A 15,513-nucleotide genomic window follows, 5' to 3' on the forward strand; every position below is an offset into this window, starting at 1 on the left:
TTATCGTAGAATTCATAAAAATTAATCTTGGAGGTGCTATTTATGCAAAAGAATAATAGTATAGGATGTATTGTTTCAGAATGTAAATTCCATGATCATAATGAAAATTACTGTACTTTAGACAAAATTCAGGTTACTAAACATGAAAATAATGCAACAACTGTTGAATGTACAGACTGCGGTAGTTTTAAAAGAGAATAATTAAATTTCAAAAAAAGGATTAGTAGAATTTACTACTAATCTTTTTTAGTTTTACATTTTAAATAATTCTTTGCAAAATTCTTTAAATACATCATATTTACACGGTGACCATTTTTGCTCCGTTTATATGTATAGTTTCACCAGAAGTAAAACTAGAATCTTCAGAAGCTAAATATACATAAGCTTGAGCTACTTCTACAGGCTGTCCTGGCCTCCCCATTTCTGTATTACTGCCAAACTTACCAACTTCCTCTGCATTGAATGAAGAAGGAATAAGAGGTGTCCATATTGGTCCTGGTGCTACAGAATTTACTCTTATATTTCTACTTGCCAGTGAAATTGCCATTGATCTAGTAAAAGATGTTACAGCTCCCTTTGTCGAAGAGTAATCTATTAAAATTTTATCACCTTTATATGCTGTAATAGATGAAGTATTGATAATTACACTTCCATCTTTCAAATGTGGCATAGCTGCCTTTGTCATATAAAACATTCCAAAAACATTAGTTTTAAATGTTTTTTCAAGCTGCTCTCTTGTAATATCTTCTATACTATTTTGAGGATGCTGCTCTGCTGCATTATTCACAAGTATATCTAGTTTTCCAAATTCTTTAATTACGGTTTCTACAGCTTTTGCACAAAAATTTTCATCTCCTATGTCACCTGATATAAGTACACACTTTTTCCCTTTTTCTTGTATTATTTTTTGAGTTTCTTTAGCATCTTCATGTTCATCAAAATACACTATAGCTATATCAGCCCCTTCTTTAGCGTAGGCAACTGCCACAGCTTTGCCTATGCCACTATCCCCTCCTGTGATCAGTGCTGTTTTGTTATTAAGTTTACTGGCACCTTTATAATTAACATTATCATAAATTGGTTTTGGATTCATAAGTGATTCTAATCCAGGTTGTTTATCCTGCTTTTGAGGTGGTATTGTTTTTGGAAAATTCATATTTCCTCTTCCTTTCTTTAAAATAATATTTTTCTTACATAGCTAGTATTGCTCATTAAAATCTTTATTATTTATTCAGTAATCTTCCCCCCCTTCTTATGCCAAAAACTCTGTTTATATTAATCCTAGATTGCACTTCTTTTGTAAAAATTAATACGTAAAATTTTCTCTCAGATGTCTAATTTACAAACCACCAAATAATAAGGCACATTCAATAAAATAACTAGTCAGTATGTTAGCCTATTTTGCATCATACTGCGTCAGCAGAACCCTTTGATAGAACAACTATCAGCGGAACCTGCTTCCTTGTCTGATACAAAATAGACTAACATCTTTGACTAGTTATTTTATTGAATGTGCCTAAGTTTGTGTAACAAAGTACTAATCAATTTTATATTTATAGTATTATGATGTTTTAGAATACATATTTAATATTTATAACCATAATAGTAATTACATTCCAATACATTTACTACATGACTACTTTTATGGTAAAATCAGTATGCATGAACAATTTAATTAGATTATCCAATACCAATTTAAACATTTATACCTTACCTATTCCTAAATTAATTTAATTGTTTAATATTAAACTCTATATAGCTTTATTAATGATCATAAGTAATTTATTATTATCAAATACCTTTTATAATAAAATTATTTATTTACCAAAATTCATTAAAATATTACTTTTTATATACAAAACTTTTTAGGAGGAAATTTTTATGAAAAAAATAAAATTATTAATCACTTCAATTATAATTAGTACAGGTTTATTACTTCCAACATCTGTTTTTGCTAATAATGACACTACTACTGTTAATTCTAATAAACCTAGTATCACTAGACTAGCTGGTTCAGATAGATATGAAACCTGTAATGCCATTGTCAATAATGGATGGTCTCAATCTGATTATGCCATTTTGGTTAACTCTGATATGTTTGCAGACGCTATTACTGCTTCGCCGCTAGCCAAAAAACTTAATAATGCACCAATTTTACTTACTGAAGGTAATAGTTTAACTGCTTCAACTAAAGATCAATTACAAAAATTAAAAGTTAAAAATGTTTATATTATAGGTGGCACTGGTGTTATTTCTAATAGCATAGTAAACACCTTAAATTCAATGAATATCACTGTAAAAAGAATTGGAGGTATTGATAGATATGAAACCTCCATTAAGGTTGCTAAAGAATTAACTGGAGGAAATACTTCTGGCATGTTTGTTGTTTCAGGAGATACCTTTGAAGATGCTTTAAGTGCTGCTCCTATAGCTTCTAAACTTCAATATCCTATAATATTAGTAGCTAAAAATTACGTTCCTGCTTCAGTTAAAAATTATGCAGCAAGTGCTAAAGATAAAGATTTAATCTTAATAGGTGGAGCTGATGTTCTAAATAGCAATATTTCTAAAGATCTATCAGCAACAAAAACTTATAATCAAGCTGATAAATACAGCAGAAACCTAGCATTAATAAATGACTTTAAGGGAAACTTAGACTTAAGTAAAGTGCTTGTAGCCAGTGATTCAGCTTTTGCAGATGCTCTTTCTGGTTCTGCACTAGCAGGAAAAACAGCAAATCCAATTATACTATTAGGAAATAGCAATATAGATACTACTTCAAGCTTTATTAGTAAAAATGGTGTAAAGACCATAAATGTATTAGGTGGAAGAGGTGTTATAAGTGATAATGCTGCTAATGGTATTACCGGAACTACTACTGTTTGTAATTCATCTTTAGATTCAATTCCAGACAATACAGATTTAACTGAATCTCAAATGGAAGATTTATTATCGCAGCTTCAAGGAGATTGGTACAAACAAATTTATTTAAAAGAGAAGAATGTAACAATACCTTACAATGATAAAATACTTCACTTTAACACTAATGCTTCCAATAAATATCAGTTTATTACAGCGTATAAAAATGATGCTCAACTAGAAATTATTCAAAAAATCAAAAAAGTATCTAAAAACCAATATTGGTTTTATGGGATGGACAGAACTGATGAGTATGATACCCTCTTTAATATAGACATTGATAATAATACAATAACTCTTGATTCTCTTATTTCTAAAGCTACTGGTTCTAACCTTTTATATAATGAAACCTTTGTTAAAACAGATTTCGTTAAATCTATAAATACAGCTGCTTATGTAGGAAAATTTTTGGATGGTGCTAATAACACATATGAATTTAAAGATGATCTTACTGCAGTATGGCCAAACAGAACTTTTAAATATAAAATTGAACCACTAGATAGCACTGGTGATTGCTACCTTTTCGAGGAATATGATTCAAATGGCAGCGTAGTAAATAGATTAGTTTCTCAAGATACCAAAAGTGCACGAATATTCTATGTAGCTGAAAAAAATCCTAATAAACATACTGATTTCGATCCTGCATATGTAAAGGGTGCTAAATATCTTGTTTTAACTAAAGCTAACTAAAATTAATATTACAATTAATAAGTTTGTTTTAAAACAAATAATGAGTGTAAATAAAAGCTATGAAATTTAGTTGTTAAACTTATATTTCATAGCTTTTGAAATTATAAATAAATTTAGCTATCTTTTACAAATTAAAATTTCAGCAACTACTCCACTAATTATAGAATTGAAAAAAAAGTTCTCGTATATTATACTAATCATAAATTGAAAAAATCTTATTTTAGTAACTTCCCCTTTTTATTACTATTTTCAAAAAGAAAGGAGATAAATTTATGCGAAAAAAGTATGTAGCTTACCCTTCAGATATGCCTGTTGCAATAAATCTAGAAAGTATAATAAATTATCCTATGCACTGGCATAACTCAATTGAAATACTATACGTACTTAAAGGTAAACTGAATATTACTATAAGTTCCGATAAATACGAACTCATAGAAAAAGATATAGAGATAATAAATATAGATGAGACCCACAGTATTGTAAGCAATGATAAAGATAATAAAGTTTTAGTATTTCATATAGATCCTTATTTTTTCGAAAAATATTATAGTGATATTGAAAACATGTTTTTTTTCACTAATACCACAGATGACAGAGCCCAAGAAAGTGAAAAATATGACGCCCTTAGAACATTTTTATCTAAAATAACCTGTGAAGCAATTCAAAAACAGGATAATTATGATAAAGAAATACAAGTTATTCTTATAGATCTTCTTTATAACCTTATAAATAATTTTCATTATCTCATGTATGAAAATGAAGATTTAAAAGAAAAAGAAGAACAATTAGAAAGATATCATAGAATTTCTAAATACATATTTAATAATTATAACGACAATATAACTCTTCAGGATATAGCAAAAAAAGAATTTTTAAGTACTGATTATTTATCTCATGGAATAAAAGATGTTACAGGTTCAAGCTTTACGGATTTATTAAATTCAAATAGAATTGAAGAAGCTTTAAAACTCCTTTTAGATACAGATAAGACTATATCCGAAATTTCAGAAGAAGTAGGATTCTCACATACTAGATATTTTAACAAACATTTTAAGTCTCACTATAAATATACTCCCCTTCAATACAGAAAAAAGTTTAAAATTAATGATGAAACTTTTGAGATTGAAAAAAACATTAAACTTTACAATCTAAATGAAAGTCTTCAATATTTAACTTATTACTTAGAAGATTATGATAGATTTAATTATGAGGATAAGATAACAAAAATAAACATAAACATGGGGACAGACCTTGGGAATTTTAATAAACACTTCAAAGATGTATTAAACGTTGGAGATGCCTTTGACCTGCTTTTAGAAGATAATAAAGATATATTAGAGGTTCTTCAAGAAGAAATAGGTTTTGAATATGCTAGACTTCTAAATGTCTTCAGTCAGGATATGTGTATATTTCCAGGCTCTAAGTTTCATAACTGGAACAGAGCTAGTGATGTATTTGAATTCTTAGATACACTTGGTATAAAACCGCTTATAGTTCTAGATGACAAGAATTTTTTCTGTGAAGATTTTTTACGTGCTGTAAAATCTTTTCTAGATTATTTTGAAGAATTAGAGAGTTTAGATCTGCATTCTTTTAAGTTTCAATTTAGTTCAACTATGGATAAAATTGTTATAGATAAGGTAAGTGAGCTTTTGACTACAGAACATCAATTAGAACTTACTGATGATGTATTTTACGCCGAAGACAGCATAAATTTTATTTACGATACAACATATATGTTATCTTATATTATTAACAGTGTCGTAAATAACATACACTCTCTAAGTTTTTTAAGAGCTTTTGACGTTTTAGATAAACAAGTTAATTTAACTAATGAAGTGTTCTTTGGATATCCAGGTCTTATTAATGATAAAGGTATTAAAAAACCATCCTACTATGCCTATTATTTGTTAAATAAACTTGGAGATACCTTAGTTGCCAAAGATAATGGATATATAGTTACTAAATGTGATAAAGAATATCAAATTTTACTTTATAATTATCATGATGATATAGATAAGCTAATTCCATTTGAAAGCTTTTCCAAGCTTAGAGCTGTTAAAAATGCTGCCGCCCAAAAACTTTCATTAAATATAGTTAATATACCATCATCTATAAAGATAACTACTTATGAAATAAATGAAAAGTTAGGTTCTTCATATAATTACTGGATTGACATGGGAAAACCTAAAAGATTGAGCAAAGAAGAAAAACAAATTCTTCATAAAGCTTCTTTTCCTAATATACATTTTAAAAACTTAAAGAAAAGCACTGTATTTAACATACAAACTACCCTTAAAGGCTATGGTGCCTTACTAATTTTAATAAAAGAGGCTTAATAATACCTTAAAGCAGGTGTTATTAGGCTATTTTATTAATCTCACCATTTTCGTAACATAACAGAATTGTACTTTTTTCTCCACCTTTAAGTGAATGTAAATTTTGTGCAAAAATATTATAATTTAATTAAAAGGAAAACAAGTTAAGATTACACCTTAACTTAATTTTCTAAAATTTGAGGTGAAATTTATGGAAACCGACAGTAATATTTTTGCAAAAGAAAAAATGCACAGAACCCTTTTTAAATTTGCTATACCAGCTGTATTTGCATTATTGGTATCCGAACTTTATAATATTGTAGACACAATATATATCGGACATTATATAGGAGTTACTGCTCTAGCAGCTATTACAATATCATTTCCTATTCAAAAACTTTTAATCGCATTAGGACTTTTAATTTCCGTTGGGACTTCTACTTATACCGCTAGAACCTTAGGTGAAAAGAACATTTCTAAATTTAAAAAGATAGTAATTACTTCCTTAACTTTAGTTTTAATAGTTTTAACATTAGTTTCATTTATTATTTTCATCTTTAAAAATCCTATTTTTTACGCGCTGGGTGCCAGTGAATTGACATATCCATTAGTAAACAAATATGTATCCATAATATTATTAGGTGGTATATTTCAATCCTTATCAGTAGTTGCTTGTTATATTATGATTTCTCTTAAAAAGACTAAGGCTTTATTATACACTAACTTAATAGGTGCTGTTTTGAATATAATAATCAATTATATTTTAATAGTTAAATTAGGATTTGGTATAGAGGGCGCAGCTATATCTACGGTAATTTCTCAAATAACTGCCTTTGCCTTTGCCTTTTATAAATTCAAAGATGTTATACAAAACTTTCATATTGATATTTCTATTGATTCTATATCTAATTCAGTTTCTACTGAAATTTTAGGTAAAATTTTAGCTATTGGATTTTCAACCTTTATAATAGAAATTGAAGATGCTTTAGTTTCCATAGTACTAAATAATATTCTTTATGCACAAGGTGGAGAATCCGCTATTGTAATGATAGGAGTAATAACTAAAGTTTCTATGTTTCTATTTGTAACAATAATAGGTATAAGTTCTGCAATGCAGCCTATAGTTGCTTATAATTTTGGATCTGAAAACTATGATAATGTTAAAAATGTTTTAATCACTTCTATTAAGACTGTACTAATAACTTCTTTTACATTTTGGCTAGTTTTTATGATCTTTGCAAATTCTATTATAGGCTTTTTCTTAAAAGATACTGCCTTACTGCATCAAACAGTTAGAGCTTTCAGGTTATGCACTTCACTCATACCTTTAACAGGGATATATTATGTATCAATCAATTATTATCAATCAATTGGAGAAGCTAAAAAGAGTTTCTTACTTTCAATATATAAGGAAATTATAATATTTATCCCATTAGCCATATTACTTGTTGAACTATTCGGTATAAATGGAGCTTTAGCTGCTTATCCTATAGCCGACGGTGTTGCTACATTAACATCTCTTTACTTCTTAAATAAAGCATTAAAAGAAGATGTTCCTCAAATGAATATAAGTCATCAACTTTAAAAACCATCCACTCCTGATATAATACCTTCAGGAGTGGACGGTTAAATTTTTAAATTTGCTGTTTATAATTTAAATTTATTTACTTGTTCTGTCATGTCTTTAGATATACTTCTTAATTTCTCAACAGTAGAAAATACAGTTTCAGCAGCTGCACCTATTTCTTCAGATGAAGCTGCTATTTCTTCGGAAACTGCGGATATGCTTTCCACTCTATCTAAATATCTATAATTAAATGGTAAAAACATAAATTCTAAGATATAATAAATATACTATTGTTTTTATTTTGAAAGGAGTTAAATTAAATGAAATACGTTCTTGATGTGCATACTCACACTATAATAAGCGGGCATGCTTATTCTACTTTATTAGAAAATGCTAAATATGCTAGCGAAATAGGTCTACAACTTTTAGGAACAACAGAACATGGTCCTTCAATGCCTGGTGCCCCTCATGAATGGTATTTTGGAAATTACAAAGTACTTCCAAGAGAACTTTATGGTGTAACTATGCTTTACGGATGTGAAGCAAATATTATAGATTATGAAGGAAATCTTGACTTACCAGTAAATATTCAAGAAAATTTAGATATAATGATCGCTAGTATTCACGAACCTATAATGAAGGCAAATAAGAATCCAGACTTAAATACTTCTGCCTTATTAAAAGTTATGGATAATCCTAACGTACATATTTTAGGCCACTGTGGTAATCCTAAATTTCCGATTCATGAAGAAGAAATAGTTAAAAAGGCAAAAGAAAAAAACATACTTATTGAAATAAATAATAGTTCCTTGGTAAGCTCAAGAATAGGCAGTGAAAAAAATTGTTCTAGAATAGCCAACCTATGTAAAGAACATGGTGTAAAGATAATATTAAATAGTGATTCACATTTTGCTTATCGTATAGCAGGTTTTGATGCTGCAATAGAAATGTTAAATGAAGTAGATATGCCTGAAGACTTAATTATAAACAAAAGCAAAGAAGAATTTCTTGATTTTCTAAGATCTAAAGGGAAAAAACTTTAATTTTAAGTTTTTTATAAGGGGCTGTCACATTAAGAAAAAATATTACAATATATTATGCTAATTTCAAATTTTCAAAGCAATGATATTGTATGTAAATTTCTTAGTTCAAAAGCCCCTTATAAAACTTAATATTTGTTCATTATTTCTAATTTTCTCGTAAATTATTTAGTATTTCTTCAATTTTAGGAGTACAACGTCTCCCTCCACATCCCCCAGAACCAGCTCCTGTAACTTTCTTTACTTCTTCTACAGTTTTAGCCCCATTATTTACAGCTAGTTTTATAGTTGCTCTAGAAATTCCTTTACATATACAAACCTTTGTAAGTTTATCTAATATTTTAGAATCTATATTATTTTCCATTTAAATTACCTTCTCCTCCATAATTATTTCATAATAACAACTATTACATAAACATTTTCTCAATCTCTATTGTTCTCTTTTGAACTTTGCCCTATACCCATTAGGGGTACAGTTTTCCATCTTTTTAAATATGCTTCCAAAGTAGCTTAATTGACTATATCCAATCTTTTTGCTTATATCTGATATTTTCATGTCCGTTTCTTCTAAGTATACCTTAGCCTTTTCTATCCTCAACTTATTTATATAGTCCTTTAAAGACATTCCATTCTTTTCATTAAAAATAGTACTTAAATAATTAGGACTTATAAAAAACATTCCTGCAAGAAAATTTAAAGTAATTTCTTGGGTAAAGTTATTCTCTATATATGAATTTATTTTTTGTATAAGATTATGTTTACCATTTAATAATATATTTCTTAATATACTTATTATTTCTTCAGAAGCTTCTAAAATTATATCTTTTAAATTGTTAAAGTCTCTGCAACTTTTTACCTTTTTCTTATACTTATATCTTATATCCAAAAATATTTCATCATCTTTAGTTTCCGAATACACTATCCTACTTAAAATTATTATTAGCTCTTCACAATTTTCCTTTATCTCGTTTATAGATAACCCATTGTATTTATTTATAATTTGCAAAACTATATTATAACAAGCATTTTTATCAAGCTTTTTAATACAATCTTTTAATTTTTCCTCTTCAGATATTGGATATTCCATTGTTTCTTTATAGAAGAAATTTTTTGATTGAAAATTATGACTTTGGATACTTGAAGATACTTGAGATTTTAAAAGTTTTAAATTAGCTTGTTTTAAAGCATCTTCTAAATAAACCTTTTCTTTTGTATTTTTTAATATCTCATTATTCTTTTCACTTAATTCTTTTTCTACTAAACTATTTTCAATAATATTAGAAATAAGTTTAGAAACTATTCCCAAAGATTCTTGAAGAGCGTAAAGTCTACTTTTAGGAATAAGTGGTATATCATTATATGCAGCTATCAATTCCGTACAATCTACATCCTTATTTTTACAATTTTTTAAAATTGAATCTTCAGTATCCTTAGATTTATTTATAATAAAGTGACCACATTTCACATAACCTATAATACTATCCCCCATTAAAATAGGAACCATTATAGTTATTATATTATTGCAGCATACAAATACTTTATCTTGTTTATTCAGTTCACTTTCATACCTATTTCCCTTATCTGTACATAACCTGGATTTTTTACACAAACTGCAAAATTTATTCAAATTTATAGGTTCAGTAATTTCATTATTATTATTATCAGTAATAACTACAGAAAGATTTAAAAGTTCTGATACTTCCTTTTGAATATCTTTAAGTACCCCTATATCAACTATATCCATTATATGTTTATCATTTACAATTGATAAATTTTGATGTATTTCCATTAACTTTGATGGAGTATAAGTTATAAGAAAAACTAACTCTTCTTTACCTGTATTTATAACTTCATGTTCAGAATAAGGTGGGCAATGAATAAGCATTCCCTCCTCTACTTTTTTTTCTTCTCCATTTACTTTTTGTATACCATGTCCTTTAAGTACATATAATATTTGTTCCTCACCAAAGTGAACATGTCTAGTCTGTTTTTTACCTGAAAAAAATGTAACTAAACCCGCACTAAGCCTTTGAGTAAGTACATTACTAGGTTCATGAAGCCATGTAACTTCTCCCCAGTCAAATTTTTGTATATCATATTTATTTTTTTTCATCATGTCACCAATCCTAAAATATTCAAATGTTAAAATCCATTTTACAAATATATTATATCCTACTTATTTTAAATCTCAACTTACATTAATTCTACTATAAAATTTAACCAATAGTATTGAATAATAGCAAATGAATTCAACAAAAAATTAAAAAGGGCCTGTAGCACTAAGAAATTTACATACAATATGCTGTGAAATTTATTCTTAGTGTAACAACCCTTTTCTAAATATACATTATTATTAGATTGTACTACTATAATGCTGATTTTTTTCTTCTATTTGTTTATTGGACCAGAATGTTGCAAGGCTTGGTCCTGATATATTATGCCATACACTAAATATAGCTGCTGGTATAGCTGCTGCTGGTGAAAAGAAACTCATTGCAAGAGATACTCCTAAAGCAGAATTTTGCATACCTACTTCAAGTGACACTGCTCTTCTCTTAGGTTCTTCCATACCAAGCACTCTTCCAGCTAAATATCCAAATAAAAATCCGCATAAATTATGAAGCACTACTACACCAATTGCCATTGCTGCTGTACTTAATAATCTTTTTGAATTTGCACCTACAACTCCTCCAACTATTAAAACTATAGCTATAGTTGATACTAAAGGAAGTGCTTTAGTTGCCTTCTCTACCTTTTGTCCAAATATTGTATTTACAATAACACCTAAAACTATAGGTAAAATAACTATTTTTGCAATTTCTATAAATAAACTTACTACAGGAATTGAAACCCATTTACCAGCTAAAAGTAATATTAATAATGGCATAAACAATGGAGCTAAAAGTGTGGAAACTGCACCAATTGAAACTGAAAGTGCTAAATCACCCTTTGCTAAATAACACATTACATTAGATGCAGTACCACTAGGACAACATCCAACTAAAATAGCTCCTACTGCTAATTCTTTTGGTAATTTAAATAGTATACATAGTATATACGCTATAGATGGCATCAGTATATAATGAGCTGCCACCCCTATAAAAACATCTTTAGGTCTTGTAAACACTTCTTTAAAATCTTCCTTTTTTAAGGTCATACCCATACCAAACATTATAATACCCAATAATAGCGAAACCTTTGGTACTACCCACAAAAATAATTTAGGTTTAAAAAGACCTATTGCTGCAGCAATTATAACTAATAATGCAAAGTATTTTCCTAATATTTTACCTACTTTTTCTATAAAATTCATTGTATAGCCCCCTATTATGTCATTAATATTTATATAATAAGGTTTAGTTAGAGATTAAGATCATGAAAATCAACTTTCTCTATCTAAACCTTAAAACAATTTTATTTCAACACTGCCCCTGTGTTTGCTGATGTAACCAATTTTGCATATCTTCCTAAATAACCCTTTGTTATCTTAGGTTCTGGTTTAACATACTTTTCCTTACGTTTTGCAAGTTCATCTTCACTAACTAATAATTCTAACTTTTTATTTGATATATCTATAGAAATTTTATCCCCTTCTTCTACTAAGCCTATTATTCCATCCTCCATAGCTTCTGGGGATATATGACCAATAGCAGCTCCTCTTGTAGCCCCTGAAAATCTTCCATCAGTTAAAAGCGCTACATCCTTATCAAGTCCCATACCTGCTATTGCAGCAGTTGGAGATAACATTTCTCTCATTCCTGGACCACCTTTTGGTCCCTCATATCTTATAACTACTACATCACCTTTATTTATATTACCTTTGAATATTGCTTCAACAGCTTCTTCTTCAGAATTAAATACTCTAGCTGGTCCTTCATGTTTAAGCATTTCCTTAGCTACTGCAGATTCTTTTACAACAGCACCATTTACTGCTAAGTTTCCTCTTAATATAGCAAGTCCACCTTTGTTGCTATAAGGTTCTTCTACAGAATGAATTACATTGTTATCTTGTATAATCTTATTCTTAATATTTTCTCCTACAGTTTTTCCTGTTACAGTTAAAGCATTTTCACAAATAAGTCCCTTCTTAGATAACTCATTCATCATAGCTGGAATTCCTCCAGCAAGATGTAAATCTTCTATATGGTATTTTCCACTAGGACTTAATTTAGTTAAGCAAGGAGTTTTTGAACTTATTTCATCAAATAAATCTAAGTCAAGTTCCATTCCAGCTTCATGTGCTATTGCTGGTAAATGTAATACTGTATTTGTTGAACCAGCCATAGCCATATCAACAGTTATTGCATTTTTAAAAGCATCCAATGTTAATATATCAAGTGGTCTTATGTTATTTTTTAATAACTCCATAACTCTCATTCCAGCATATTTGCCTAATTGTTTTCTTTCACCTGAATGAGCTGCTGACGTCCCATTGTAAGGAAGACCCATACCTAAAACTTCAGTTAAGCAATTCATACTATTAGCAGTAAACAAACCAGAACAAGAACCACACCCTGGACAAGCTTTTTGAGCTATGTCTTCAAGTTCTTCCGCTGTAATTTTTCCATCATTATAAGTTCCAACACCCTCTATGACAGTAGTAAAATCTGCATCACAGCCATTACGTTTACCTGCTTTCATTGGACCTCCACTTACAACCACTGCTGGTATGTTTAATCTAGCTGCTGCCATAAGCATTCCTGGTACAATTTTATCACAGTTAGGAATTAAAACTAATCCATCAAATCCATGTGCTATTGCCATAGTTTCTATAGAGTCAGCTATAAGTTCTCTACTTGCTAAAGAATATTTCATTCCTACATGTCCCATAGCAATACCATCACATACACCTATAGATGGAAATTCCATTGGAGTTCCTCCTGCCATAGTAACTCCAACCTTTGCAGCATGTGCAATTTCATCTAAATGTACATGTCCTGCTATTACTTCATTTTGAGCATTCACAATACCTATTAATGGCCTATCTATTTCTTCTTTTGTAAAGCCCATACCATACATTAGAGATCTTGTTGGAGCACCTTTTGCTCCTACTTTTACAACATCACTTCTCATTAATAATTCCTCCTAAAAGTTTATATTAAATTTAAACTACAAATTTTAATTGTTCAATTTTAACAACTTAAAAATAATACTCTACGTTATGCTTATATTAAGTCAAATCTTTGTATATACGAAAGTTCAGTTAATTATATATATTGTATAATATTATAATTGATAGAATTATTAATAATTTACTGAAAATATATTCTTTTATTAAGCTCTAAATATTATAAAAATATTACTGTAAAATATTAATATATTACACCTTATATTTAAACTTGCCCTATAAGTTTTCTAAGAATCACTTGATAAATTAATTATAATAAATAAGATATTACATAATTGTTATTGATTAAACTTGTCCATGATGTTATATTTTATAATAAAAAACTTATAAATTTAGGGGGCATATCTATGAAAAACATCAAACTAAATTATGGAAGAGACTCCATTAATCTTTCCTTAGATGAAAAAAATATACTTGGGGCAATCGAAGGAAATGAATTTAAAGTTTCAAAATCAGAAGATGAAATTATTCTAGATGCATTACATAATCCTATTGGAAGTCCTAGACTGAAAGAACTAGTTCATACCGGGGAAACTGTCTGCTTAATTATACCTGATATTACAAGGGCATGGCAAAGAACAGATAAATTTTTATATAGACTCGTGGAAGAATTAAATACAGGTGGGGTAAAGGATGAAGATATAACTATTATAAGCGCAGCAGGTTCTCACAGGAAGCAAACTAAAGAAGAACATGAAAAACTATTAGGTAAAGAACTATCAAAGAGATTGTGTATTATTGATCATGATTCCTTTGATAAGGAGAATTTAGCCTATGTTGGTGAAACTACATATGGTACTCCAGTATTAGTAAATAGAAAAGCATTGAAGTGCGATCATATAGTACTTGCAGGTGGTATTGTATATCATTTTCTTGCAGGATATGCTGGGGGAAGAAAAAGTATTCTTCCTGGAATATGTTCTTATGAAACTATAATGCATAATCATTCCCTTTGCCTTAAAGAAAATTTAGGCGAAGGAAAAAATCCAGATGTAGCTTCTTCAAAGTTAAAAGGTAATCCAGTACATGAAGATATGATGCAAGCTGCAGCATTTTTAAGACCTACTTTTATGTTCAATGTAATTGCTGGACATAACGGTAAAATAGCTGCTGCTGTTAGTGGAAACTATGTAGAAGCTTTTTATGAAGGATGCAAAATAGTGGATACTATGGATGGCGTAACTATAACTGAAAAAGCTGAACTTGTCATTGCTACAGCAGGAGGATTTCCTAAAGACATAAACTTTTATCAATCTATTAAAACTATTTTAAATGCAAAAGAAGCTGTATCTGAAGGAGGAACAATTATTATTTTGAGCCAGTGTAGTGAAGGTCTTGGTGGAAATGAAGATGTTCAAAATATGATTCTTAATTATGACAACTTACTAGATAGAGAAAAAGAATTACGTAGAGAGTACAGTATTTCAAAAGATGTAGGTTATATTTTCTGTGAAATTGCTGATAAATATAATGTGATATTTGTATCAGATTTAGATCCAGAACTTGTAAAAAAGGCTAACATAACAGTAGTTAAAACTTTAGACGAGGCCCTACAACTTACCTGGAACAGAAAGGGCAAAGATTTAAGAACTTATGTTATGACTGCTGCAGCAAGTACATTTCCTAAGATGGTATACTAATAGCTCAACTTTCACACATAGAAAACTAAGACTTATTATAAAAATATTGCGAAGTAAAGTGTAGTGAAAGTTTTGATTTTAACGTTTACTACGTGATATAGGATAAGCGTTTACTCACTGCTAAATGTTTTTAAGCAGAGAGTAAAAATCTGTGATTTTGTACGAATCGCTTACTCCGCTAAGGAAACGAAGTGGAGCTTCCATTTATAAA

General features: G+C 29.0%; 12 protein-coding genes. 6 read left to right on the forward strand and 6 right to left on the reverse strand.

Annotated features, from left to right (window positions below):
- The first annotated feature begins 42 nt into the window (after window positions 1–42).
- Window positions 43–201, forward strand: coding sequence for a DUF1540 domain-containing protein (locus HBE96_RS15645; protein WP_169298672.1), 159 nt, complete (start codon window positions 43–45; stop codon window positions 199–201).
- 97 nt (window positions 202–298) lie between these two features.
- Here HBE96_RS15645 and HBE96_RS15650 read toward each other — a convergent pair whose 3' ends face one another.
- The gene (locus tag HBE96_RS15650) at window positions 299–1,156 is read right to left on the reverse strand and encodes an SDR family oxidoreductase (protein ID WP_169298673.1); all 858 of its coding nucleotides are present in this window, start codon (window positions 1,154–1,156) and stop codon (window positions 299–301) included.
- A 725-nt stretch (window positions 1,157–1,881) separates the two neighbouring features.
- Between HBE96_RS15650 and HBE96_RS15655 the strand changes: the two genes are divergently transcribed.
- The 3 genes from HBE96_RS15655 (at window position 1,882) to HBE96_RS15665 (ending at window position 7,512) form a co-directional block, all read left to right on the forward strand.
- The gene (locus tag HBE96_RS15655; protein ID WP_169298674.1) at window positions 1,882–3,609 is read left to right on the forward strand and encodes a cell wall-binding repeat-containing protein; all 1,728 of its coding nucleotides are present in this window, start codon (window positions 1,882–1,884) and stop codon (window positions 3,607–3,609) included.
- 272 nt (window positions 3,610–3,881) lie between these two features.
- Window positions 3,882–5,948 carry a helix-turn-helix domain-containing protein gene (locus tag HBE96_RS15660; RefSeq protein WP_169298675.1) on the forward strand — a complete coding sequence of 689 codons (2,067 nt, stop codon included), beginning with the start codon at window positions 3,882–3,884 and terminating at the stop codon, window positions 5,946–5,948.
- Window positions 5,949–6,138: 190 nt separating this feature from the next.
- Entirely contained in the window at window positions 6,139–7,512 is a 1,374-nt protein-coding gene (locus HBE96_RS15665; protein WP_169298676.1) for an MATE family efflux transporter, read from the forward strand.
- Between the two features lie 62 nt (window positions 7,513–7,574).
- Here HBE96_RS15665 and HBE96_RS15670 read toward each other — a convergent pair whose 3' ends face one another.
- Window positions 7,575–7,757 carry a hypothetical protein gene (locus HBE96_RS15670; RefSeq protein WP_169298677.1) on the reverse strand — a complete coding sequence of 61 codons (183 nt, stop codon included), beginning with the start codon at window positions 7,755–7,757 and terminating at the stop codon, window positions 7,575–7,577.
- Between the two features lie 57 nt (window positions 7,758–7,814).
- On the opposite strand from HBE96_RS15670, the gene HBE96_RS15675 reads away from it, so the two are divergent.
- A complete protein-coding gene (locus HBE96_RS15675) occupies window positions 7,815–8,537 on the forward strand; it encodes a phosphatase (protein ID WP_169298678.1) in 723 nt (240 codons plus the stop codon).
- A 145-nt stretch (window positions 8,538–8,682) separates the two neighbouring features.
- Here the strand turns inward: HBE96_RS15675 and HBE96_RS15680 are convergent, their stop codons facing one another.
- The 4 genes from HBE96_RS15680 to ilvD all read right to left on the reverse strand — a co-directional run bounded on the left by HBE96_RS15680 (window position 8,683) and on the right by ilvD (window position 13,607).
- On the reverse strand, window positions 8,683–8,898 hold the full coding sequence (locus HBE96_RS15680) for a (2Fe-2S)-binding protein (protein WP_169298679.1): 216 nt from the start codon (window positions 8,896–8,898) through the stop codon (window positions 8,683–8,685).
- A gap of 66 nt (window positions 8,899–8,964) precedes the next feature.
- Complete coding sequence (locus HBE96_RS15690) at window positions 8,965–10,647, reverse strand: PocR ligand-binding domain-containing protein (protein WP_243186963.1); 1,683 nt, start codon at window positions 10,645–10,647, stop codon at window positions 8,965–8,967.
- 240 nt (window positions 10,648–10,887) lie between these two features.
- Complete coding sequence (locus HBE96_RS15695) at window positions 10,888–11,847, reverse strand: bile acid:sodium symporter family protein (protein ID WP_169298680.1); 960 nt, start codon at window positions 11,845–11,847, stop codon at window positions 10,888–10,890.
- 101 nt (window positions 11,848–11,948) lie between these two features.
- Window positions 11,949–13,607, reverse strand: coding sequence for a dihydroxy-acid dehydratase (gene ilvD / locus HBE96_RS15700; protein ID WP_169298681.1), 1,659 nt, complete (start codon window positions 13,605–13,607; stop codon window positions 11,949–11,951).
- A gap of 402 nt (window positions 13,608–14,009) precedes the next feature.
- Between ilvD and HBE96_RS15705 the strand changes: the two genes are divergently transcribed.
- Window positions 14,010–15,302 carry a lactate racemase domain-containing protein gene (locus tag HBE96_RS15705; protein WP_169298682.1) on the forward strand — a complete coding sequence of 431 codons (1,293 nt, stop codon included), beginning with the start codon at window positions 14,010–14,012 and terminating at the stop codon, window positions 15,300–15,302.
- Window positions 15,303–15,513 lie beyond the last annotated feature (211 nt).

Source organism: Clostridium muellerianum, from assembly GCF_012926525.1.
In the GTDB taxonomy this organism is placed as follows: domain Bacteria; phylum Bacillota; class Clostridia; order Clostridiales; family Clostridiaceae; genus Clostridium_AM; species Clostridium_AM muellerianum.